Annotated in this window: 27 protein-coding genes; all 27 read left to right on the top strand. The window is 32.3% G+C overall.

Annotated features, from left to right (window positions below; genetic code table 11):
- The first annotated feature begins 7 nt into the window (after positions 1-7).
- Positions 8-832 carry a CheR family methyltransferase gene (locus tag ACNQGJ_RS15855; RefSeq protein WP_417974738.1) on the top strand — a complete coding sequence of 275 codons (825 nt, stop codon included), beginning with the start codon at positions 8-10 and terminating at the stop codon, positions 830-832.
- Positions 833-1408, top strand: a complete 576-nt coding sequence (locus ACNQGJ_RS15850; RefSeq protein WP_417974736.1) for a chemotaxis protein CheB — start codon at positions 833-835, stop codon at positions 1406-1408. It abuts the gene before it with no gap.
- A gap of 25 nt (positions 1409-1433) precedes the next feature.
- Positions 1434-5399: a response regulator gene (locus tag ACNQGJ_RS15845; RefSeq protein ID WP_417974734.1), complete on the top strand. Its 3966-nt coding sequence runs from the start codon at positions 1434-1436 to the stop codon at positions 5397-5399.
- A 99-nt stretch (positions 5400-5498) separates the two neighbouring features.
- On the top strand, positions 5499-7937 hold the full coding sequence (locus ACNQGJ_RS15840; RefSeq protein ID WP_417974732.1) for a response regulator: 2439 nt from the start codon (positions 5499-5501) through the stop codon (positions 7935-7937).
- A 233-nt stretch (positions 7938-8170) separates the two neighbouring features.
- Positions 8171-9004 carry an ice-binding protein gene (locus tag ACNQGJ_RS15835; protein WP_417974730.1) on the top strand — a complete coding sequence of 278 codons (834 nt, stop codon included), beginning with the start codon at positions 8171-8173 and terminating at the stop codon, positions 9002-9004.
- A 988-nt stretch (positions 9005-9992) separates the two neighbouring features.
- Positions 9993-10637: a hypothetical protein gene (locus ACNQGJ_RS15830; protein WP_417974728.1), complete on the top strand. Its 645-nt coding sequence runs from the start codon at positions 9993-9995 to the stop codon at positions 10635-10637.
- Between the two features lie 167 nt (positions 10638-10804).
- Positions 10805-11578 carry a ferritin-like domain-containing protein gene (locus ACNQGJ_RS15825; protein WP_417974726.1) on the top strand — a complete coding sequence of 258 codons (774 nt, stop codon included), beginning with the start codon at positions 10805-10807 and terminating at the stop codon, positions 11576-11578.
- Between the two features lie 33 nt (positions 11579-11611).
- Positions 11612-12424 (top strand): ferritin-like domain-containing protein, encoded by an 813-nt coding sequence (locus ACNQGJ_RS15820; protein WP_417974724.1) that lies wholly within the window; start codon positions 11612-11614, stop codon positions 12422-12424.
- 674 nt (positions 12425-13098) lie between these two features.
- Positions 13099-13293 (top strand): hypothetical protein, encoded by a 195-nt coding sequence (locus ACNQGJ_RS15815; protein WP_417974722.1) that lies wholly within the window; start codon positions 13099-13101, stop codon positions 13291-13293.
- Positions 13294-13648: 355 nt separating this feature from the next.
- The gene (locus tag ACNQGJ_RS15810; protein ID WP_417974720.1) at positions 13649-13984 is read left to right on the top strand and encodes a DUF892 family protein; all 336 of its coding nucleotides are present in this window, start codon (positions 13649-13651) and stop codon (positions 13982-13984) included.
- Positions 13985-14352: 368 nt separating this feature from the next.
- Positions 14353-15441: an alkene reductase gene (locus ACNQGJ_RS15805; protein ID WP_417974718.1), complete on the top strand. Its 1089-nt coding sequence runs from the start codon at positions 14353-14355 to the stop codon at positions 15439-15441.
- A 501-nt stretch (positions 15442-15942) separates the two neighbouring features.
- Positions 15943-16416, top strand: coding sequence for a Dps family protein (locus ACNQGJ_RS15800; RefSeq protein WP_417974716.1), 474 nt, complete (start codon positions 15943-15945; stop codon positions 16414-16416).
- Positions 16417-16812: 396 nt separating this feature from the next.
- Complete coding sequence (locus ACNQGJ_RS15795; protein WP_417974714.1) at positions 16813-17196, top strand: hypothetical protein; 384 nt, start codon at positions 16813-16815, stop codon at positions 17194-17196.
- Positions 17197-17240: 44 nt separating this feature from the next.
- Positions 17241-17462, top strand: a complete 222-nt coding sequence (locus ACNQGJ_RS15790) for a hypothetical protein (RefSeq protein ID WP_417974712.1) — start codon at positions 17241-17243, stop codon at positions 17460-17462.
- A 304-nt stretch (positions 17463-17766) separates the two neighbouring features.
- Complete coding sequence (locus ACNQGJ_RS15785) at positions 17767-18525, top strand: MlaE family ABC transporter permease (RefSeq protein WP_417974835.1); 759 nt, start codon at positions 17767-17769, stop codon at positions 18523-18525.
- 1 nt (position 18526) lies between these two features.
- Positions 18527-19303, top strand: a complete 777-nt coding sequence (locus ACNQGJ_RS15780; RefSeq protein ID WP_417974710.1) for an ABC transporter ATP-binding protein — start codon at positions 18527-18529, stop codon at positions 19301-19303.
- 18 nt (positions 19304-19321) lie between these two features.
- A complete protein-coding gene (locus ACNQGJ_RS15775) occupies positions 19322-20206 on the top strand; it encodes an MlaD family protein (protein ID WP_417974708.1) in 885 nt (294 codons plus the stop codon).
- A 215-nt stretch (positions 20207-20421) separates the two neighbouring features.
- A complete protein-coding gene (locus tag ACNQGJ_RS15770; protein WP_417974706.1) occupies positions 20422-21153 on the top strand; it encodes a DUF4382 domain-containing protein in 732 nt (243 codons plus the stop codon).
- A gap of 164 nt (positions 21154-21317) precedes the next feature.
- On the top strand, positions 21318-21536 hold the full coding sequence (locus ACNQGJ_RS15765) for a hypothetical protein (protein ID WP_417974704.1): 219 nt from the start codon (positions 21318-21320) through the stop codon (positions 21534-21536).
- A gap of 192 nt (positions 21537-21728) precedes the next feature.
- Positions 21729-21914, top strand: a complete 186-nt coding sequence (locus ACNQGJ_RS15760) for a CsbD family protein (RefSeq protein ID WP_417974702.1) — start codon at positions 21729-21731, stop codon at positions 21912-21914.
- Between the two features lie 165 nt (positions 21915-22079).
- Complete coding sequence (locus ACNQGJ_RS15755) at positions 22080-22541, top strand: sll1863 family stress response protein (protein ID WP_417974700.1); 462 nt, start codon at positions 22080-22082, stop codon at positions 22539-22541.
- 198 nt (positions 22542-22739) lie between these two features.
- Positions 22740-23375 carry a porin family protein gene (locus ACNQGJ_RS15750; RefSeq protein WP_417974698.1) on the top strand — a complete coding sequence of 212 codons (636 nt, stop codon included), beginning with the start codon at positions 22740-22742 and terminating at the stop codon, positions 23373-23375.
- A gap of 131 nt (positions 23376-23506) precedes the next feature.
- Positions 23507-23659 carry a lmo0937 family membrane protein gene (locus tag ACNQGJ_RS15745; protein ID WP_121342222.1) on the top strand — a complete coding sequence of 51 codons (153 nt, stop codon included), beginning with the start codon at positions 23507-23509 and terminating at the stop codon, positions 23657-23659.
- 81 nt (positions 23660-23740) lie between these two features.
- The gene (locus ACNQGJ_RS15740) at positions 23741-23893 is read left to right on the top strand and encodes a lmo0937 family membrane protein (RefSeq protein WP_417974696.1); all 153 of its coding nucleotides are present in this window, start codon (positions 23741-23743) and stop codon (positions 23891-23893) included.
- A gap of 31 nt (positions 23894-23924) precedes the next feature.
- Complete coding sequence (locus ACNQGJ_RS15735; protein WP_417974693.1) at positions 23925-24257, top strand: YtxH domain-containing protein; 333 nt, start codon at positions 23925-23927, stop codon at positions 24255-24257.
- 53 nt (positions 24258-24310) lie between these two features.
- A complete protein-coding gene (locus tag ACNQGJ_RS15730; RefSeq protein ID WP_417974691.1) occupies positions 24311-24658 on the top strand; it encodes a hypothetical protein in 348 nt (115 codons plus the stop codon).
- Between the two features lies 1 nt (position 24659).
- Positions 24660-24953, top strand: coding sequence for a hypothetical protein (locus ACNQGJ_RS15725; RefSeq protein WP_417974689.1), 294 nt, complete (start codon positions 24660-24662; stop codon positions 24951-24953).
- The last annotated feature ends 104 nt before the right edge of the window (positions 24954-25057 follow it).

Raw genomic sequence — 25057 nt, 5'->3', positions numbered from 1 at the left:
AAAAAAAATGCGGTATAAAGACACGTCAGATTTGGAAATTTCATTGTTGTTGGAAGCGATCTTTCGGAAATATGGTTACGATTTCAGAGAGTACTCCCAGGCGCATATCAGGCGGAGGATCATGAACAGCATGGCGTTATATGGATTCGAAGATGTTTCTCAAATGCAATCTAAAGTTTTAAATGATCAATTATTTGCTTCTGAACTATTACAAGATTTATCAATAACTGTAACTGAAATGTTTCGTGACCCTTTTTTTTATAGGTCATTACGGGAAAATGTCATCCCTATTTTAAAGACCTATCCCTTTATAAAAATATGGCATGCAGGATGTGCTACGGGAGAGGAAGCTTATTCGATGGCTATACTTTTACAAGAGGAAGGATTGTATGACAGAACTACGATATATGCTACTGATTTTAATCAGCTTGCTTTGAATCGCGCGAAAGAGGGAATTTTTCCCAACAAAATGATAAAAGAATACACAGCAAACTATCAATTAGCAGGAGGAAAAGAATCCTTTTCTAGTTATTATATTTCAAATTATGATAACGTCATTATGAATCAATCCTTGAAAAAGAATATTGTTTGGGCCAATCATAATCTTGTAACAGATAGTGTATTTGCTGAAGTTAATTTGATATTATGTCGAAACGTACTTATTTATTTTGATAAAAATTTACAAAATAAAGTACAAACTCTTTTTTACAATAGCCTTATAAATGGAGGAGTTTTATGTTTAGGATCAAAAGAAAGTTTGCGCTACTCCGATTTATATGAGGATTATCAAGAGCTGGATAGTTTACAACGAATATTTAAAAAGAAATATTAAGTGCGTTATGAAGCAATTGTTATAGGAATTTCCTCAGGTGGTATGAATCTTTTAAAAATTATGTTCTCATCCTTACCTGCCTATTTCAATACGCCAATTATTATAGTGCAACATGTAGGCGCAAATTCCAATAGTAAATGGATAAAACTTTTAAATGAAAAAAGTAATCTCATTTTAAAAGAAGCCGATGAAAAAGAAAAAATTGAAAAAGGAACGGTATACTTTGCTCCACCTAATTATCATTTGCTAATTGAAAAGGATAAAACCTTTTCTCTTACCATTGACGAGCGTGTCAATTTTGCACGACCGTCTATTGATGTATTATTTGAATCGGCTGCTGAAGCTTATAAACATACATTAATTGGAATTGTGCTCACCGGATCAAATAACGATGGCACCCAAGGTCTAAAACGAATAAAAGAATGTGGTGGCCTGATCATTATTCAAGACCCAACCACAGCAGAATCTCCTTATATGCCCTTGTCAGCACTTACCGCTGTTGAATCGGATCATATTTTATCAATAGAGAACATAATTGCGCTGCTGATAGCATTGGATGTTAAAAAAACAGAATAGATATAATCTTTACAAATAAAAAAAAATGAAAATAACCCTAGGCAGAAAAATAATAATAGGATTTAGTGCCTGTGCCGCAGTTCTTGTAGCAGTTGCAATTTTTTCTTTTAAAAATAGCGAAAAATTTGTCGCTTCAAATGCTTTAGTTAACCATTCCAATGCGGTAATCTATCAATTTGACAGAATTTTGATATCTGCCCTTGATGCTGAGACGAGTGTACGTGGGTATACAATCACTGGCAACGCAGATTACCTAAAACCATTTTTATCTTCTAAAACCAAAATAATCGAGCAACTTGCGAATGTAAAGGAATTAACATCAGAGGATGCAAATCAACAAATAAATATTGAAGACCTGACGGAACAAATCAAAATTCGTTTTGAAAATTTAAATAAATGCATTGCTTTTCGTAAAGACGATTTTAAAAAAGCGCAAGAATTTATTGCCTCTGGTGAGGGCAAACAGCTACAAGAAGAAATTAGAAAAAGGATTACTAAAGCACAGGAAACAGAACAAACTTTGCTTAACGAAAGAAAGCAAACCAGCGAATATGATGCCAGCAAATTTAATCTTGTTTTCGCTTTTTTATTGTTAATCATTATGCTTATTCTTCTTGTTGTTTACATTATAGTTGTTGAAAACCTTAAAGCATTAAAAAACTCCGAATCAGAAACTGCCAGTAAGAACTGGTTGCTTACCGGTAACTCAGAACTCAATGAAAAATTATTAGGAAATCAAAGCATCGCACAGTTGGCAAACAATACTATTAGTTTTTTATGCACCTACTTGAACGCTAATATTGGAGCTGTATATCTGTTTAATGAAAAAGAAAATTCGCTGATTCTTAATGGAAGATTCGCTTTTTCATCTTCAAAAGCTGGTAAAGAAATATTTAAATTAAACGAGGGATTAATTGGCCAGGCAGCATGGGAACAGAAACAAATTATTATAACAGACATAACCGAAGATCAAATACGCATCACATCAACCGTTCTGGATACAACACCAAAGAATTTGCTGATTACCCCTTTTTTGCTTGACGGCAAAACGATAGGAGTAATAGAAATTGGCAAGCTTACTGATTTTACCGAAACAGAAAAGGAATTTATAAATGTCTCTGTTAACAGTATTGCCATAAGTGTCAATACGGTTCAACAAGTGGAAGAAAAGGAAAAAAGAGCCGCTGAATTAGGAATTGCAAATGAGGAACTCGCCTTTCAAAATGATGAAAAAGAAAAAAGAGCCGCTGAATTAGGAATTGCAAATAAGGAACTCGCCTTTCAAAATGATGAAAAGGAAAAAAGAGCCGCTGAATTAGGAATTGCAAACAACGAACTCGCCTTTCAAAATGATGAAAAGGAAAAAAGAGCCGCCGAATTAGGAATTGCAAATAAGGAACTCGCCTTTCAAAATGATGAAAAGGAAAAAAGAGCTGCCGAATTAGGAATTGCAAACAAAGAACTCGCGTTTCAAAATGATGAAAAGGAAAAAAGAGCTGCCGAATTAGGAATTGCAAACAAAGAACTCGCGTTTCAAAATGATGAAAAAGAAAAAAGAGCTGCCGAATTAGGAATTGCAAACAAAGAACTTGCCTATCAAAATGATGAAAAGGAAAAAAGAGCTGCCGAATTAGGAATTGCAAACAAAGAACTTGCCTATCAAAATGATGAAAAGGAAAAAAGAGCTGCCGAATTAGGAATTGCAAACCAAGAGCTCGCCTTTCAAAATGATGAAAAGGAAAAAAGAGCCGTGGAGTTAAGTTTTGCAAACAAAGAGCTCTCGATCCAAGCGGAAGAACTACAAATGCAACAGGAAGAATTGAGGCAACTCAATGAAGAATTAGAACAGCAAGCTCAAAATCTTAAGCAACAGCAGGAGGAACTGCAAATGACTAATGAAGAACTGGAGCAGCAGACGCGATCATTAGAAGAGAAAAATAAAGAAGTTGAAGCTTCAAAAAATGATATTGAACAAAAAACCAAACAACTTGAGATTAGCAGCAAGTATAAATCTGAATTTTTGGCAAATATGTCCCATGAGTTAAGAACTCCGCTTAATAGTTTGCTTATTCTGTCCAAAGATTTGTCAGAAAACAGGAAGAAAAACCTGGATGATATTCAAGTTGAAAGTGCGGAAATAATTTATAAAAGTGGTCATGACTTACTTGTGCTAATTAATGAAGTGTTAGATCTTTCGAAGATTGAAGCAGGAAAAATGGCGATAAATATTGAAAAGGTATCACTGAAAAATTTCACTAATACTCTTGTTCGCGATTTTAAACATCAAGCAGAACAAAAAGGACTAACGCTACTTTGTAAATTGGCTACAACTTTACCCGAATTTGTTCACACCGATTCACAACGTTTAAATCAAATACTGAAAAATCTTTTATCCAATGCTATAAAATTTACCGAAAAAGGAAGTGTCATCATACATATTGACCCAAATACAGAGACTACTTTAACGATTTCTGTTACTGATACTGGCATTGGAATATCCGAAGACAAACAAACAGCCATCTTTGAAGCTTTTCAACAAGCCGAAGGTGGAACTTCCAGAAAATATGGTGGTACTGGTCTAGGACTTTCTATTTCCCGCGAACTTGCCAAATTACTGGAAGGCGAAATAAAAGTAAAAAGTAATTTAGATAAAGGATCGACTTTTTCTCTTATTATTCCACTGGAAATCCATGCTATACAAGAATCTGTGACTGAAATTGAGTTAAAACCAAATTCGTATGCAACCAGTTCGAAAAATGACATCAAATATCTAAATTATTCCACAATAGAAGATGATAGAGAAACGATACGCACTGATGATACAGTAGTGCTGATTATTGAAGATGATCAAAATTTTGCTGCGATACTTTTACAACAAGCCAACAAAAAAGGATTCAAATGTTTGTCAGCTGCTTCAGGAGAAGATGGTTTAGTGCTGGCTTCAAAATACAGACCTCAAGCCATCATTCTCGATATGGGTTTACCTGGAATAAAAGGGCAGCAAGTATTGCATGAATTAAAAGGAAATCCTTCCGTAAGACATATACCGGTGCATATTATATCTGCAAATGACCGTTCGCTGGAACCAATCAGAGAAGGTGCGGTAGAGTACCTGATGAAACCGATATCTAAAGATGGTCTCGAAGAAGCTTTTAACCGAATTGAAAATTTTGTCAATAGAAAAATAAAAAACCTGTTGATTATTGAAGATAGTGAAAACTCTAGAAAAGCAATGAAAGTACTCATTGGCAATGGAGATGTAAAATGTTATGAAGCTGCAACAGGAAAAGAGGCTTTGGAATTGTTTGAGAACAATCACATCGATTGTATCATTTTGGATCTTGGATTACCCGATATGACTGGTTTTGAACTTATCAGTAAATTGGAGGATGTCAAAGGCCATAACTTACCCCCTATTATCGTTTACACCGGTAAAGAACTTACAAAAGAAGAAAATAATTTGCTTCACAAATATGCGGAAAGCATAATAATAAAAGGTGTAAAATCCGAAGAACGATTGCTGGATGAAACGGCTCTTTTTCTGCACCGAACGATCAGTAATCTACCAAAAGCAAAACAAATGATTATTAATAATTTGCATGATAAAGAAGCTATATTTCATTCAAAAAAAATATTATTGGTTGATGATGACATGCGAAATGTTTTTGCATTATCCAAAATACTGCAAGAACGTGGAATGGATGTTATCAAAGCCGAAAACGGAAAAACCGCATTGGAGATGCTAGAGAAAAATCCTGATATCGATTTAGTTCTAATGGATATAATGATGCCCGAAATGGACGGCTATGAAGCTATGAACCGAATACGTAGCCAGATAAAATTCAGGAATTTGCCTGTTATTGCCCTAACTGCAAAAGCCATGAAAGACGACAAACAAAAATGTATAGACGCCGGTGCTAATGATTACATTACCAAGCCTATCGATGTAGAGCGCTTGTTGTCGTTGATGCGCGTATGGTTAAGTAAATAATAGTACAACGGCAGTATTTCCCCAATCCCATTTACGTTACATTTTTTGTTGGTATTTTAGTAAATAGTCAACATTCAAACTTTTATTTTACAATTGAAAATGAAAATAAATAGCCCAGTTAAAATTTTATTGGTCGATGATCTTCCTGAAAATCTGTTTGCTTTAGAAGTAATTCTTTCTGATGAAAATTATTTATGTGTTAAAGCAAATTCCGGTAATGAAGCCTTGAAAATCTTGCTGCACCAACAAGATTTTGCAATAATCTTAATAGATGTGCAAATGCCAATGATGGATGGATTTGAAACTGTAGAATTGATTCGTCAAATTGAAAAACTCAAACATGTTCCGATTATTTTTTTAACGGCCAGTATGGATAATTCGTTACAAATTTTCAAAGGATACCAAGCTGGTGCTGTTGATTATATGATTAAACCGCTTTCTCCAGAAATATTAAAAGCAAAAGTGGCAGTTTTTGCGGATTTACATACTAAAAATCAGGAATTATTAATTCAGGCAGAACAACTAAAAAAACTCAATACGGATCTTACCGCCCAAAAACTACGTTCTGAATATTCTCTAAGTCTTATTGAAGCGAGTAATGACCCTTTATTTGCGATAAGCCCTGAAGGGAAAATAACCGATATGAATAATGCATCGGTAAAAGTAACTGGTATAGCGCGTGCTAAATTAATCGGAACCAATTTTTTTGATTATTTCACTGAACCACAAAAAGCACGTGAAATATACCAAAAAGTGTTTGAAAATGGATTTGTTGCTGATTCTCCACTGATCCTTCGCCATAAAAAGGGCAAATTGATTCATGTATTATTTAATGGATCCGTTTACAAAGATGATAAAGACAATGTGCTTGGAGCAGCAATTGTAGCACGAGATGTAACTGATCAAAAAAGAATTGAAACAGAATTAATTGAAGCTAAAGTTTTTGCAGAATTTACCACAAAAATTGCAGAAGAGGCAAAAACAAATGCTGAAAATGCCACAATAATAGCTGAAAATGCAGTAAAAGCGAAGCAACAATTTTTGTCGAATATGAGTCACGAAATCCGTACACCAATGAATGCAATCATCGGATTTACAAAAGTGATTTTGAGAACAGAAATAACAGAAAAACAAAAAGAATATTTAAACGCAATAAAAACCAGCGGTGATGCATTAATCGTTCTTATCAACGACATACTCGATTTGGCAAAAGTAGATGCAGGTAAGATGACATTCGAGAAAACCCCTTTTAAAATGAAATCTTCTATTTCAGCCATGCTTCATCTGTTTGAACCAAAAATTCAGGAAAAAAACTTAAAATTGGTTAAAGAGTACGACAGTAAAATCCCTGAAGTACTAGTGGGTGATCCTACCCGCTTGCATCAAATCATTTTAAATTTAGTTACTAATGCCGTCAAATTTACCTCTACAGGACAAATTACTGTCAGCGTTGCTTTACTACATGAAGATAGTGATAAAGTGATACTCGAATTTGCTGTAATTGATACTGGAATTGGTATCTCCGAAGAAAAAATAGGAACAATATTTGAAAATTTTCAACAGGCAACCAGCGGAACTTCCAGATTGTATGGAGGAACTGGTCTAGGCCTTGCTATTGTAAAACAATTAATAGAGCCTCAAGGTGGCACTATTCGTGTAAATAGCACTATTGATCAAGGTTCAACTTTTAGTTTTACATTAGCTTTTCAAAAAACAAATGCCGATGTAGAAGTGGAAAATGAGTTGGTCGAAATAAATTCAGATATGAATAATATAAAAGTACTAGTAGTAGAAGATATTGCGTTAAACCAATTGCTTATGAAGACACTTTTAGATGATTTTGGATTTGAAATTGACATTGCTGAAAATGGGATAATAGCGATAGAAAAACTCAAAGAAAAAGAGTATAGCATTGTACTCATGGATTTGCAAATGCCAGAAATGAATGGCTTTGAAGCTACAAAATATATACGAAATACGATGCGTTCAACAATTCCTATCATAGCATTAACCGCTGATGTTACAACAGTTGACGTAGCTAAATGCATCGCCGTGGGAATGAATGATTACATTGCTAAACCAGTCGATGAAAGAGTATTATATAAAAAAATTGTAGGAACATTAAAAAAATCAAAACTTAATTCAAAAGAAGACATTAGTACTATTGTTGAAAATATAAAATGTATTAATTTAGAATATTTACACCATAGAACAAAATCAAATCCAGCATTAATGATGGAAATGATTTCATTATATTTAGCACAAACACCTCCATTAATAAGCAGTATAAAACAAAGTTTAGTGGAGAGAAATTGGCAATTGTTAAGTGCCTCCGTACATAAGATGATACCTTCTTTTTCAATAATGGGAATTAGTTCAGATTTTGAAAATATGGCAAAAAAAATTCAGGAATCAGCAATAACACAAGAAAAATTAGAAGAGATCCACAGCTTGGTGATGCAACTAGAGGAAGTTTGTCTACAAGCGTGTATCGAATTGCAGCAAGAATTGGATGCATTTAAAAGTGCCAAAAAATAAAATAATATTGTTGATTTCTTAAAAAATATTTTTTGGTTTAAAATTATAAAGAACAAATTAATTTGACTCTATTTAATTTTACCATTTGGTTATTGGCAAATAGGAATTTTCATTGTAATTTATCAAAAATAGAGTAATATTACAACATTAAACTCAAATCGTATAACTTCTATTACCAACATTCCGTTCATCTTTGTGATGTGATAAATAAGTCACAGATTAAAAAATGAGTTATGAAATTAAGAAATACATTATCTACACTTGCGTTGCTTTCGATTCTATTTATGTCCAGTTGCAGTAATGATACTGCTGATGATTTAACAGTCACTAACGCTACAATTGCAAAATCAGCTACTTCCACTTCGAACATGTATACAGTTAACGAAACCTATAATATACAGGCAAAAACAGGTGCTCAAGAAGTAGTAAATCTAGGTATTGCAGGAGATTTTGCTATCCTATCAAAAGCAGGAATTACGAATGTATACAAATCAGCGATTACAGGTGATGTTGGCGCAAGCCCAATAACTGGCGCCGCAATATTAGTTCGATGTACAGAGGTTGAAGGAACAATATATACGGTTGATGCAGCAGGTCCACTGCCATGTAGTGTACCTAATGCGACACGATTAACAATTGCAGTTGGGGATATGCAAACAGCCTATACTGACGCGGCTGGAAGAACTCATCCTGATTTCCTAAATTTAGGTGCAGGAAATATTGGTGGAAAAACACTTACAGCAGGTTTGTACAAATGGACAACCGCGCTTACTATTCCAACTGATATAACTATTGCAGGAAGTCCTACTGATGTCTTTATTTTCCAAGTAGCAGGAACTCTTAAATTAAGTTCTGCAGTTAGAATGACATTAGCAGGAGGCGTACAAGCTAAAAATATTTTTTGGGTAGTTTCAGATGCGGTTACATGTGGAACCACTAGTCATTTTGAAGGAAACATATTAAGTATGACCGGGATCAATTTACAGACTAAAGCAACAATTAATGGAAGATTGCTAGCGCAAACTGCGGTAACACTTCAAATGAATGCGGTAACCAAGCCGATGTAATTGTTAAAAAAAAACATATAAAAAGGCTGTCCTAATCGGGCAGCCTTTTTTTTTCCTTTTCCTGTTCTCATTTAAACGCTGTTACCTGAGTCAGATTATTTCAGTAACAGTATACATTACCATTTGTGATCCTGCAGGGATTCTAAAACGTTACGGGTATTTTTTTCCTACTAGATATTTTTTTAAATGTACTTACCTGCCAGATAAAAAAGATCTGATAACACGCTAATCGCATTTTAATGTGGTGCAAAAATAATAGCTCACGATTTGCTTTGGCAACGTGCAAGCCTACATTTACATATATAATTTGTACTCAGATCACAAACATGCACCGATATAATTGTGGTGGCTTTATTGATCAAAACATGTACTAAAAATTAAAGTATGTTAAATGAGTACTTACAAAATATCATACTGTTTAGAGACAGAATATTAACAAAAGAACAACCCATTATTAATCTTTGCCTCAAAAGTTATATCCTAGTCTTGAGGCAGTTACCATAAGCGGCTGCGTTTTTTGCTTAAAACCTTAGCGCATTGAAAATCAAACGGATACGATATTAAACGGTTGTTAAATTTTTATTAATATTTTGATAGTCAGACACATACATATGTTATTATTTTCGTAATTTTAAACTTCAAAAAAAAACTTCATTGGCATAAGTGGAAAATTGAAATGAGCTGAAAATAAATTCATGTAAAATTTGAACTCTTGTCAGACAATGAATAATTTTTGAACAGAAGAAAAAAACGCTTGAAAACCCCAAATCGAGCTTAATAAAGTATAAAATGAACAACATTATCGCATTACGGTAATGATTTGTTATTATGATTGGAGAACCGTTATTAGTTGAAAAATAACCGCTGCACTGCATAATAATATTTTTGTACATCAGTACAGTAAATTATATACCTACCTCAGTTAAAATTAAACATAAATATATAAGGTTTTAAGATAACATTTATCAACAATTTAAAAATACTAAAGATGAAAAACACAGTAGCAATTTTTTTACTGATTCTCTTATCAGGATTAGGAAATTTATCAGCACAGGACAAAATGTCTAAGTCTAAAAATGCAATAATGATGCCTGATGTAAAAAACTGGCCAGAAGCTTCGCGTATGGCGGTAAAAGAAATTACGGACAAGTACGGCAAACCCGACGGTGTTACGAATAACGAATTAATTTGGTTGAAAAAAGGTGTTTGGAAAAAAATATGTATTGATAAAAAAGAAACGAAGCATAGTTTTCCAATTGAGCATACTGATATGATGCAAACCACAATACATTATAAAGTGCCGGTAGATATAATGGACGAACTTGGTAAATTCGATGGAAGTGTAACTTTTGACCGTACTCAGGGAACTATGAGTGCCCGCTGCGATAAAGAAGGAAATAATTTCTTAGCCTTAAATTTGGCTAATGATATAATTATGGGTAAAAAATCTGTTGAAGAGGCACGAAAAGCATATGGAGATATTGTAAAAGAAAAAATGAATGGAGGTAATCCAATGTATATGCAAAAACTAACTTTTGCAGTGCAGGACAACACTGCAGATGCAGATATAAATACTACTGGATTGACTAAAGAGGAAATGATGAAGAAAATGAAAAAAACAGACGAAAAATAAACGAATTATAAATCAGTATAAATCGCATAAATTTAAACTTGGATAAATAATTATATTCTAACCCATTAGAGTGTTTTAATTATTTAAGTTTTAATAATCTTCCCAAAACTAAAACACCTACTGCATGATTAATTAATTTTATTGTTAACCTTTTAATTGTTTAAATTATGAAAAATGTAGTTAAAATTCAAAAAGTAGACCCTGCCTTGACAGACAGGAGGAAATTCCTCAAAATCAGTGGACTCACGCTTATGGGCACAGGCTTACTATTGGCTGGCTGTACTAACGATGATGAGATGCTAAACCCTAATGATAACAGTTTAACATCCAAATTTGGTGGCGGTCACTTCCCTGGGGTAAAAAAAGGTGTATTTGATTTAGGAGGAAATGATTTAGGAATACTGACCTACGCTTACGCTCTAGAACAATTAGAGGCCGATTTTTATACTAGAGTCGTAAATGCTAGTGGTTTTACATCAAGTTTTACAGCAGAAGATCAGCAGGTATTGATTGATTTGTATTATCATGAAGTAATACACAGAGAATTCTTTCAAGCAACTCTGAGTGCAGCACTTCCAAATCCAGAAAAACAATTACTTCCTGATTTAGCCTTTGATTATGGAGGTTTAAATTTTAGTAGTCGCAGCCAGGTTTTAGCTACAGCTAAAGCATTGGAAGATACAGGAGTTGCCGCTTATAACGGTGCGGGAAGATTAATTTCAAATCCTGAATATTTGTTATTAGCCGGGAAAATAGTTTCGGTTGAAGCAAGACATGCTTCTGCAATCAGAAGTTTAATTAATCCTAATTCCAAAGATTTTGCCGGGGACGATGTAGTAGATCCTACAACTGGCCTGGATGTTAAGAAAAATCCTTCGGAAGTCCTCGCCATTGCTGATGGATTTATTACAACTCCATTTACTGCATTATACTTACCGTAAACAATTAACATTTAACATTTAAAAATAGAAATTATGAACATATTAAAATTTATAGAGTCTCTTGCAGATGAAAGTGTAATGCAAGCTAAAGGCTCTAGAAGAGAAAGTTTAGGCCAATTCAGTAAATTAGGTAAAAATTTAGCGTTAGCTGCTATTCCATTCGGATTAGCATCAGTATCAACTTCAGCCTATGCTGCGGATATTTCGCCAACTCCGAGTACACCAATTGGGGCTTTACAGCTTGCTTTAACATTAGAATATCTTGAAAAAGAATTTTATCAAATGGCTTTAGATTCTAATGTAATACCTTTATCTGAAAATGCAGGACGTGATAGAAAGGTTTTTGAACAGATTTCTAAACACGAAAACAGCCATGTGGCTTTTCTAATCGCAGGATTAGGTGGTACTGCAAGTGCAAACTTTGTCCCTAAACCCACTTTTGATTTCACCGTTGGTGGTGCTTTTAAACCTTTTACCGAGTACCCAACATTTCTTGCCTTGGCACAAGCCTTCGAAGACACGGGAGTAAGAGCTTACAAAGGACAGGCTGGAAATCTAATTTCAACTCCCGACTTATTAACCGCGGCACTACAGATTCACTCTGTTGAAGCTCGACATGCATCGGAAGTAAGAAGGTTAAGAGGATTAAAAGGCTGGATTACAGGAAATCAGAGAGGTGCAGGTATGCCAGCAGCAACACAAGCCGTATATGACGGTGAAGAAGTTACAGTGCAAGCAGGATACAATACAGCTTCATTATTTGGAGCAGATGCAGGTTCAGAATCTTATGACGAGCCACTGACTACAGCTCAAGCGGTAGCAATCGCAAATATTTTTATTGTTTAATAATTGTAATTTAGTTTAAAAACCATCCGAAAATAAATTTGGATGGTTTTTATAACTTTAAATTTTTTTATGAAAATTAGATCTCCACAAACAAAAAGTATTGTAAAAAAACAACGCTTTTTTTTCTGTTATAACAACATTAAGTACGATACACTGGTTGAATGATATTAAATCACTGCAATTGGTACACAACTGCTATAAGAATTGGATATGAGACTTCGGAATAAATTTGTTATGCAATGAATTTTAAAAGGATATTGGTGCTTTGAATTCGAAGCTTCTACTGTGGATTTAGAAAAATGCAAAGCTGTAGGAGTCAATGTGTATCAAACGAAACTAAAGTGTAAAAATTACTTCCAGCCAATAATGTTGAGTAAACAAAATAAAATTATAGCTAGTTGCAATTCAGAAAAACCGACAGTAGTTCTCCATTTTTTTAACGTACCATTTGGTTGTAAATAGTAGTTTCTCCTCTTTAAAGTGTGTGAATGATATAACTTTTATTGACAATTATGTAACACTTTTTGAATTTAATTGAAATATATTTGCTTTGTAATTACTTCAAAAACAAATGTTTGAAGAAATATAAATCCAAAATATTTATATTTTATTATATAAAATTTGAAAATTAAACATAAAAATAAATTACAATATCAATCTTTAAAAAAAAAATTATGAATCTTAAAAGAATTTTTGGAGCCTTATTAACTGCACTTGGAATAGGTGGTTTAATTTATACTGCCGTATTATTTGCTGCAACATCTGGCGACATGACCGATGTAAAATCATTAATTATTTACGGCGTACTTGGTATTATTTTCTTTGTTTCAGGAATCAGTTTGGTTCGTACAACGAAAGACGAATCATAAAATTATACTATTGTATTTAGCGTTCTTATTGATGATTAGCACCTTTTAATCGGAGATCAAAAATGAAATTATATGACGTGCTAATCACTATTTCCCCAATGTTAAATTTAGAATTCGTCCCATGAATTTAAACTAAAATCATTATAATTTACATTATCTATAGCCCCCCTCTTTTTATTTAATTCCAGAGAGCGGTTATTTATACTAAAAAATGCTTCATTTTAATTATTAAATACTCCTTTTTTTATATAACTATAATTGCGAAGGTTACACTTGATTCTAAAAATTAGGTAATGACTTTAGATCTAAAAACGGAAGTTTACTAAAACACGAAACAACAAGTAAATAGAAACAAATGAAAAGTACAGCCACCAAAAATACTAAAAGAATAAAGTTTCAAGAAAGTAAAAAAACTTCAGAGGATAGAATACCAGAAGAAAAAGAAATTTGTCGCAATGTTTTTGTAGAGGAGTTAAAAGAAATTTATTATAGTGAAAAAGCATTAATGCTATCTATTCCTGTAATGATCAAGAATGCATCTACTGACGAATTAGTAAATGCTTTAGAAATACATTTAAAATTTACATTAGATCATCTTAAACGCTTAGAAGATTTTTTTTATTCAATAGACGAAAGCGTTATTATACTGCAATATGACGCAATGTATGGAGCAATTACTCCCAAAGGATAAATAAATCAGGCTACTATGCACTAAAATTAAAACAATACTGCTATTTTGTTAGATAGTCTATTTTCTGGTTTGCCAGGTTGGCGAAACAGCATCAAGAACATAGGGGTTTCCCAACCTTCCGCCTATGACCAACGAAGTGGTACACGAGCTTGATACCTGTTAATCAGAAAATTTTAAAAAGGCATAAAAATCTAACATAATTTTTGAGAGCAATTTTATTTATGCAATAGTAATCGCCTAAATGAAATTGCTTTTAATTTTACAATAAACTCGTTCAAAACCTCTACTTGTTTAATTTATATCTTTTTCCAACTGACAAATAATTAACTATAATTATCTTTATATCAATATTTTAAGAGCTAATAAACATGGAAACAAATCGATTATTCACACCAATAAAAGTAGGCTCTATCGATTTAAAGAATCGAATTGTTATGGCTCCCATGACTCGAAGTAGAGCAATTGAAAATATTCCTAATGAATTAATGCAGAAATATTATCAACAACGAGCCACTGCTGGACTGATTATTACCGAAGGGACTTCACCTTCACCTAATGGCCTTGGATATGCTCGAATTCCGGGGATCTTTAATAGCAACCAAATTGAAGGATGGAAAAAAACTACCAGTGCAGTTCATGAAAAAGGAGGTAAAATAATCATTCAGTTAATGCATTCGGGGAGAATTAGTCATCCTCTTAATATGGGTAAAGAAACACAAATAGTAGCTCCCTCTCAAATAAAAGCAGCTGGGCAAATGTGGACCGATACACTAGGACTTCAAGATTTTATAGTACCGAAAGAAATGAATGCTCAAGATATTTTGACTGCAAAAGAAGAACATGTAACGGCAGCAAAAAATGCTTTATCAGCAGGATTTGATGGTGTAGAACTACATTCAGCCAATGGATATTTATTAGAAGAGTTTCTTTCGCCTGTCAGTAATATCAGATCGGACGCTTATGGTGGAAGCATTGAAAATCGATGCCGTTTTGTTATTGAAGTTGCCACTGCTGTTGCACTGGCCATTGGAAAAGAGAAAACCGGTATTCGACTATCACCATATGGAGTTGCAAGTGATATGCCGCACTATCCTGAAATAGACGCTACTTATGATTACTTAACTAAAGAACTTAATAAACTGGATATTGCATACATACACCTTACGGATCATTCAACAATGGGAGCGCCAGAAGTTCCTATAAATATTAAAAAAATGATCCGTTATAATTTCAAAAACACTTTGATAATGTGTGGTGGCTTTAATAAAGAAAGTGCCGAAGAAGCTATTGAAAGCGGTTTTACAGATTTGGTAGCATTTGGTCGTCCATTTATAAATAATCCTGATTTGGTAGAACGATATGAAAACAATTGGCCTTTATCTCAAGACCTTAATATGGATTTATTTTATACGGCTGAGGAGAAAGGATATACAGATTATCCAATGCATAACGGTTGAAGAATGACACGTTGAATACTAAAACATTGTTTTACATCATTTTAAATAAAGGATAATTGAATGTTACAACGAAATTATTATTTTTATTAGGCAATGAAAAATATTTTTTTATTAATCATATCTGTAAAACAGTACATCAAATTCATTTGTCCAATTCGTCTGATATAGATACAATATTTAACCAAACAATAAAAGTGGGCAAATTCTTCGAAGTTTGAATCCGCAGTAGTTGCACCGTCGACATTCGGATTTTGGATATATCTCTATTTTACCCATTGATCAAAAGCACATAAATAAATTAAATTGTTGACTTTAAGTTTTTTACATAAAATAAAAGTGTGAATAATGTAAGTTATCGTAACAATTCTATAATACTTTTAGAAAGGAATTAAAAGACCTTTGTACTATGTAAAACTTTTTACTTGCTGCACATAATTTTAAAAAAAAATGTAAGAAGACATTAAAAAGTACCTATTAACTAAATAATAAAATATCGAAAACATGAAACTACAAATTGGAATTTCACAAGAACATTTAAAAAATAGCATTGCTATCCTCTCGTCAATTTTAGCGAATGAAATGACACTGTATGTAAAATTAAGAAAATTTCATTGGAATGTTTCCGGTGAAAGTTTTATGGAATTTCATAAATTATTTGAAGGTCAATATACAGAACTGGAAACTTCAATAGATGAAATTGCAGAACGTATCAGCAAATTAGGAGGTAAAACTATTGGAACGATGAAGGAGTTTTCAGATTTAACGATAATCAAAGAATCGCCTAATCAGTACCCAAGTCGAAAAGATATGGTAAAAGAATTATTACAGGATCATGAAACCGTTATTGTTCATCTTCGAAAAGATGTTAACACAAGTGCCGAAGAAAATCAGGATGCCGGAACGGCTGATTTTCTGACAGGTTTAATGCAAGCTCACGAAACAATGTCTTGGACACTACGAAGATACTTAGAATAAATAAAAACATTAAAAAATGGAAAATTCAGAAAAAGAAGTCTATTTAGCTTCAACCAGTTATTGCAGAGTAGGCAAAATAACTCCTAAAAAAATGGAGGAAGATAAAACTACAGCAAAAGCAGATTCATAAAAACATTAAAGTTAGGTTGGTTTTTTTTAGGTTTGGTTAAAGGCTATTATTTTTACGATAGCCTTTTCGGCATTATAAGTACTATTGGAAAATAGCATAATTCATCCAAATTATTTTAACCGCTATTCTAATGTTAAAACATGAAAATTATATAAACTTTACTTATAGTAATGTAATGTTTTATTGGATTAAATAGTTGAACTTTAGAAGATTATAATTAATTAGCTAGAATTACAGCTTTATTATATAATCTTATAAACATAATTATGAAAACAACCAAAAAATTAGGCATTTGGATGGATCATTCCATAGCCCATTTAATGGAATTTACTACTAAACATTTTGAAATAGAAACTATTGAATCTAAACTTAACAACAAGGAAACGATGGCGAGTTTAGCGCAATCCGAAAATTATGATTTGATTGAAGAGAAAAAACAGCTTTTTGATTATTATAAAAAAATTGGGGAAACCATAAAAAATTACAAACGAGTAATTCTATTTGGGCCAACGAATGCAAAGATAGAACTCTTTGATCTACTAAGTGAAGATATCCGTTTTTTAAAAATTAAATTCGAAATTAAAGACACCGATAAAATGGACGAAAATCAGCAACATAATTTTGTTATAGATTACTTTTCCAGAGCTTAATTCAAAATTTATAAAATTATATATCACTTTAAAAACTTACAAAAATGAAAATGAGAACTGTAGGAATCGTTATGATTATTTTAGGAATAATAATGTTATTGTATACTAGTTTTAATTATGTAACAACAGAAAAAGTAGTTGATATTGGACCAATTGAAATCAACCAGCAAGTTAATCATCCTGTAAAATGGTCACCAATAATAGGAGTTGTACTTGCTTTAGGCGGCGTTCTTTTAATGGTGGTAAATAATAAAAAAGTCGCTTAGTCATGATACACTAAATTTTAATGTACTGAATGTGTGAATAATGCCTGATTATATACTAGTTATATAACAGATTGACTTGCAATTATGATCAACTTTGTTAAGTACATTGTTTGAAATATGATGTAATTAAACATGATTTAATCTAATTACTGTTAAAAAAGAATAAAATAAATAAAGAAAAATCAATTGTAGTGTTTAACAAAACAGTATTTTTTTTCTAGTTTATCATAAGTTCATCCTTAATTCGCATTCTTAAAAAACACAATGAACAATGAATAGTATTGTAACAGCTAAAAAAGAAAGCATGCTAACGTACTTGAAGGAAACTTTCAATGATGTAGGCAAGATAACATTATTTGCAATGCGATTTTTCAAAGAAGTACTTAAGCCTCCTTATGAAATGAAGGAATTCATAAGACAATCATACGTTATTGGGTATAAATCTTTACCATTAGTAACCATTACAGGATTTATAATGGGTTTAGTTCTTACACTGCAGTCTCGACCTACTCTTGCCAAGTTTGGTGCCGAATCCTGGCTGCCAAGTATGGTTGCTCTTTCATTGATTCGGGAAATAGCACCAGTAATTACTGCTTTGATTTGTGCAGGTAAAGTGTCATCGGGTATTGGTGCTGAATTAGGATCTATGAAAGTGACAGAACAAATAGATGCGATGGAAGTTTCAGCAATAAATCCCTATAAATATTTAGTCGTTACACGGATTTTAGCCACGACTCTAATGATTCCGCTTTTAGTGATTTTTGCAGATGGTATTGGGATTATCGGAGGATATGTTGGTATTAATATTCACAGTGATGTTAATTTGTATCGTTACATCTCACAAGTTTTAGAGTCCATTACATTTTTAGATATTTTTCCAGCGACCATCAAAACTATTTTCTTTGGTTTCTTCATTGGCATGATTGGTTGTTACAAAGGGTTTAATGCTTCTAATGGTACCGAAAGTGTTGGGAAAGCTGCAAACTCTGCTGTAGTTACTGCCTCGCTCACCATATTTATTATTGATATGCTCGCTGTACAATTAACAGATTTATTTTTTTAAAATGATACAAGAAACAACAACCATAGCCCCTGCTCCCATTTTGAAAACTAATGGACCAATTATAGAAATCAAAGACTTATACAAGTCCTTTGGGAGTAATGCGGTATTAAAAGGAGTTACGTTGTCTGTAAACAAAGGTGAAAATTTAGTGGTATTAGGAAAGTCAGGTTCTGGTAAATCTATAACTATAAAATGTTTAGTGGGTCTAGTTGTTGCTGACGAGGGTGAAATAAATGTTTTTGGCACCGATATAACAAAATTAGACAACAGTGAGCTTAATGAAATTAGAGTTCGAATAGGTTTTCTTTTTCAAAACGCAGCGTTATACGATTCTATGAGTGTTAGAGAGAATTTGGGATTTACTTTAAAACGACACGCCAAAGATTTATCTGATGAAGAAGTAGAAAGCCAGATAAAAGAGGTTTTAGAAAGTGTAGGTTTGAGTGAAGCAATTGATAAAATGCCTTCGGAATTGTCTGGAGGGATGCGAAAAAGAATTGGTCTTGCAAGAACCCTTATTCTAAAACCTGAAATAATATTATATGATGAACCTACCACTGGATTAGACACGATAACTTCGAGAGAAATCAGCGAATTACTGTTGGAAATCCAAAAAAAAAATAAAACGACGTCTATTATTATTACTCATGATATGGCTTGTGCAAAACACACTGCTGATCGATTGGCGATTCTAAAAGATGGAGTAATTCATATCGAAGGAACTTACGATGATTTAGAGAAAAGTGATGACGAGTGGGTTCGTTCCTTTTTCATATAACCACTAAAAAAAAATAAAATGGATAAAGAATCTGGATACCAATGGAAATTAGGAATGTTTGTAATTATAGGGTTAGTACTTTTTGTTACAACAATATATTTTGTTGGAAAACAGAAAAATTTATTTGGCTCTACATTTGAATTAAATTCTAAATTTAATTCGGTTAATGGACTAGAAGTCGGTAATAATGTTCGCTTTTCTGGTATCAATATAGGTACAGTGGAAGAGATTGAATTTCTTACTGATACTTCTGTAACAATTAAATTACTTATAAAAGAAGAAGTTCGTAAATACATCAAAAAAGATGCTATAGCAAGTATTAGCTCTGATGGCTTAATGGGCGATAAGGTGCTTACAATATCCTCCGGTAAAAACTCTAATGTAATTGTAGAAGACAACGATAATATAGCTTCGAAAAAAGCTATAGAAATGGATGATCTAATGGTCAGTGTTAAAAAGAGTGTTGATAATGCCGGCGTTATTACAGCGCAACTTGCACAGTTTAGTTATACCATGAATAATGGAAACGGCGCTTTATCTAAATTAGTCTCCGATGAGGAATTTGGAAACAGTATAAAAAATATGATTACTAATCTTGAAAACAGTTCTAATGAATTTAAAAAATTTACTTTTAAAATGAATGATGGAAAAGGTGCGCTGTCAAAGTTAGTCAGTGATGAAAAAATGGGTCGAATGATTGATTCTACCTTAACAAATGTAAAAACAGGAACACAAGGACTTAATGAAGTTATAGAAGCTGCAAAACATAATTTTTTATTAAGAGGCTACTTCAATAAAAAGAAAAAAGCAGAGGATAAAAAGCTAGATGATGTGGACGATCAGGAAGAAATAGAAATGAAAAAAGAATTAAATATGGGTGCAAAATTTGATACTATAAAATAGTGCTTTAATTAGCAAATGTGGATGTTATTATTTATTAAAAACTACATCGGACCAATAACATATTTTTAAATAAAAAAGTGGCAATCCTATAACTTAATAGTACGGCAGTATAACATTTAACATAGTACTGCCTTGTACATTTACAACCATATTAATATTTTGAATCCCTAAATTAAATTAAAATGAAAAAAATGAAATTTATTCTGTCTTTTACTTTGCTTGGATTACTCTTCTTTTCCTGTAATAGTGATGACACTAATGCAAGTTATCCCTACGCCGTGAGATTGACTGACGCTCCCGGTCCTTATGAAGAAGTGAATGTAAACATCCAAGGTGTAGAAGTAATAGATGAAAATGGCAAAACTGTAGCACTTAATGTAGAAAAAGGTATTTATAACCTACTAGAATTTTCTAATGGTGTCGATACAATAATTGCAACTGATTCACTGGAGATTTCTTCAGTAAAACAAATAAGACTTATTCTGGGTGCTGATAATACAGTGGTCCTTGATGGCGTAAGTTACCCTTTGAGCACTCCAAGTGCAGAACAAAGCGGTTTGAAGCTTAAAGTTAACCAGACACTGCAAGACGGAATATTATATACTGTACTTTTGGATTTTGATGCCAATAAATCAGTGGTTAAATTAGGAAACGGTGGATATCAGCTGAAACCGGTGATCAGAACGATCGAAAAAGCAATTAGCGGTTCCATTAAAGGTAAAATTACTTCGGCAGGAACAATGGCAGTAGTTACAGCAACGTCATCGACATCGATAAGCTATACCAGTAATGTTAATGAAAATGGTGATTTTTTAGTTATGGGACTGCTTCCTGGAACGTACACAATTACTATCACTCCTGCTCTACCGTTATTACCTGTGACAAAAATGAATATAATAGTTACAGCCGGTATTACAACTGATATAGGAGCTTTTACCATACTTTAAGGTTATTGTTTACGGTAGTTGAAATTTCAAAAAGCTTTTACCTATACCCTACTGAATTTAAAATCATTAAAAACATCATTTAATTGTACGATGTTTTTAATGATTTTATTTTTTACTCGCAAATAACAAGTTCCTCACAAAATAACTTTAAAATTTAATTGATCATGAAAACAGAGAAAGAATTCAATGACGCTATTCTTAAAATTACAATGAAAATACGAAATGACTATCCTGAATTATCTAAATACTTATCAGAGATGCCCGTAACTATTCCGGACGATTCAAATCCTGAAATAAATATTAAAATACTAAAAGATTATCACGAATCATTAGAAAATATATTGAAAAAATACATTCCAAATCATAACTCTGATTCGAATTAAACGGGATTATTTATCGATATGTAGCGAAAATAGGCTGCGATTATTTCGTGAAAAGTAATTACTTACTTATTGCATTTTTTATAAAATCAGTGAATAAAACAACAAATCACCAAAGTTCTATAACTACTTTAAACTCTTAAGGCACCAACTTTGTAAAGTGAAAATTATTTCGCCCACAACACATACTAAAAAATGAATTCAATAGAACTAACGGGGAACTGGGAAGAGCAAAAAGGAGAATTAAAACAAAAATTCGCAGCTTTGACTGATAATGATGTTTTTTTTACGATAAGTAAAAAAGAAGAAATGATTGGAAAACTCCAAATTAAATTGGGTAAAACGAAAGAAGAAATTCTTAACATTATTCAGTCTATTTAATAATTTTCATTTAAATAACCATGTTTACCGTTATTATTACATTCATTACAAAATGTAAGACTATTGCTTAAATCAAATTATCAGCCCGATATTCTTATGGAATTGTACAATGGTTGTGCAGAAGCTTCCGATCCAATAAAACATTTAACATTAAACTTTTATAAAATGAAAAAGACATTTTTTACCCTTGCAATAATAACGCTCATGACTGGAGCCGTTTTAATAAGCTGTCAGAGTTCAACAAAAAAAGAAGAAGCTGCTCAAGATAATGTAGAAGATGCAAGAGAAAATCTTGAAGATGCAAAAGATGAATTAACTGATGCTAGAAAAGCAGCAACTCAGGAAGAATGGGAAACATTCAAAAAAAATACGAATGCAACAATTTCCGAAAATGAAATTCGAATAGCTAAAATGAGGGATGACTTTAAAAAAACCAGCAAATCAATCGATCAAGAATATGTTAAAAAAATCGAAGCTTTAGAACAAAAAAATAATGAACTAAAAATTAAGATTGAAACGTATAAAAATGACTCCAAAAGTGATTGGAAATCTTTTAAACAGGAATGCAATCGCGATATGGACGAACTTGGTCAGGCCTTGAAAAACTTAACCGTAAATAACAAATAGTAAATTAAAAAGATGAGTTTTATAGCTCGTCTTTTTTTTGTCTGATTATTTTTTAATTTAGAAAAACATCGAGGAATGATTTACAATCAATCAATTAAGGTGTGAATAATGTAAACTTAACCCAAAGTTTTGTAACAAAGTTGGCGAGTATGATGCTGATATTTGTAGTAGGATAATTCAACAACAAAAAAAATTAAGATGAAAAATTCAAAAAAACTGATTTTTGCTTCATTAGTGGTAACATGTTTAACATTAACTTCTGCAAGCGCACAAGACAACGCTACTAAATTTGGTGTAAAAGGAGGTGTAAACTTCTCTAATTTATATACTGACGATGTTTATGACAACAATGTGTTAACAGGTTTTAATGTTGGTTTTTTTGCCAAACTACCTCTTTCAAATAATATCGCTTTACAACCCGAAATCTCGTATACCGGAAAGGGAGCTGAACTTGTATACAGCAACGCTCTAGTGAGCGGAACTGCTCAATTTAAATTAGATTACATTGAACTACCTCTTTTATTAGTGGTAAACGTAACGAAAAATTTTAATATTCACGCCGGCCCCTATGCGGCTTACATGGTTAGTGCAAAAACTACAAATAAGTCAGATAGCGGTAGTTATAATTTTGAAGATAATATTGACACCAACAATTTTAATAGGTTTGACGCAGGTTTGGCCGGTGGTGTTGGGATTGATTTAGAAGCAATTAGTTTTGGAGTACGCTACAATTATGGACTTACTAAAATAGGAAAAGAAGACTCATCAACTAGCTTTAGCTCGCCAGATGCTAAAAATAGTGTTTTGAGTGTCTACGCTGCTTTTGGTTTTTAATTAATAGGAAATAAATAATCTTAATTTTATCATAAATACACTTAAAATCCTGTAAAACAACACAATACTTATTTGTTTTATCTGTAACTTTACTAAATTTAACCTACAAATAATAGTTAAAATTAAAAATCATGAGCAATTTACTTTACACAATCGCAGTAATTTTAGTCCTTTTTTGGGCAATTGGATTCTTTGCATATAGCGTAGGATCAATAATCCATATACTTCTCGTCATTGCAGTTATTGCAGTTATATTGAGAATAATACAAGGCAGAAAAATATAATTTATTAACCTATTAATACCTACATAACTGACCTACGAAAACAAATCAAATAAATTTATAAATCATTAAAAACTAGAAATCATGAGCAATCTTCTTTACACAATCGCAGTTATTTTAGTCATTTTTTGGGCCATTGGATTTTTTGCCTTTAACGTCGGATCAATTATACACGTTCTTCTTGTTATTGCCGTTATTGCAATATTATTTAGACTAATACAAGGTAGAGGGATCTAAATCAAAAATTAAAACAATAAAATACATAATTATGAAAGCAGATAAAATATTATTAGGAGTTTTAGGAGGCGCAGCCGTTGGAGCATTATTAGGAGTATTGTTTGCACCTGAAAAAGGAGACAAAACAAGAAGAAAAATTATGGATAAAAGCAACGATTATGCTGATGAATTAAAAGACAAATTAGATACTCTATTGGGAACAATAAACAAAAAGTATGAGAAAATTTGGAGCGAAGGCGAAAATTTAATCGCTGGAGGAAAATCAAAATTTGATGATGCAAAACAAGAAGGTGAAACTTTACTTGCGGAAGGTAAATCAAAATTTTACGATGCTAAAAACGAAATTAAAAATACAAATATCTAACACGATATTTAGGTATTAAAATTTCACTACAACGTAAGTTTAGAAATTATATCATGGAAAACACAGCAACAACAATAGAAATGCTTTTTGACAAAGCGGAGGATTATACTAAAACAACAATAGAATTAGTAAAGTTGAGTGCAGTTGATACAACTGCTGATGTCTTGTCCTCACTTCTTTCACGATTAACTGTTTCTATTGTTTTTGTTATGTTTGTTTTACTTGTAAACATTGGATTATCCCTGTGGCTAGGCGAATTATTAGGCAAAGTTTATTATGGTTTTTTTATTGTATCCAGTGCTTATTTATTACTATCAATAGTGCTATACATTTATAAAGATAAATGGCTTAAAATACCTATCAGCAATATTATAATTGTCAAAATGTTTAAAAAAAGGTAATATGGAAACCATTAACGAGACAGATACACTTAAGAAAAAGATACAGTTGCTTAAAATAAAACAATCTAACGAATTAGTATATCTTAAAGACCAGTATCATCATACGTATGAAAGTTTAAAACCTTTAAATCTAATCAAAAATGTCTTTGGCCAAATGGCTACATCATCTGATTTTAAAGGAAATATACTGAATAATGTTATTGGTATTTCCACGGGATATTTGACTAAAAAAATCTTAATTGGGTCAACTCATAATCCAATTAAAAGAATATTAGGAACAGTATGGACTTGCTAACTTTACCTGCATAAAAAGTTAAGAATAAAACCTTAATTTTAACTTATGAAACAAGTGCGTAAAATTTATGACCGAGCTTTTAAAGAGAAAGCCGTTCAATTGAG

Origin of the sequence: Flavobacterium cryophilum, assembly GCF_048286555.1 — a bacterium.
Lineage (GTDB): Bacteria > Bacteroidota > Bacteroidia > Flavobacteriales > Flavobacteriaceae > Flavobacterium.
Note: the sequence above shows the minus strand (reverse complement) of the source record. Positions and strands in the feature narration are given on the sequence as shown.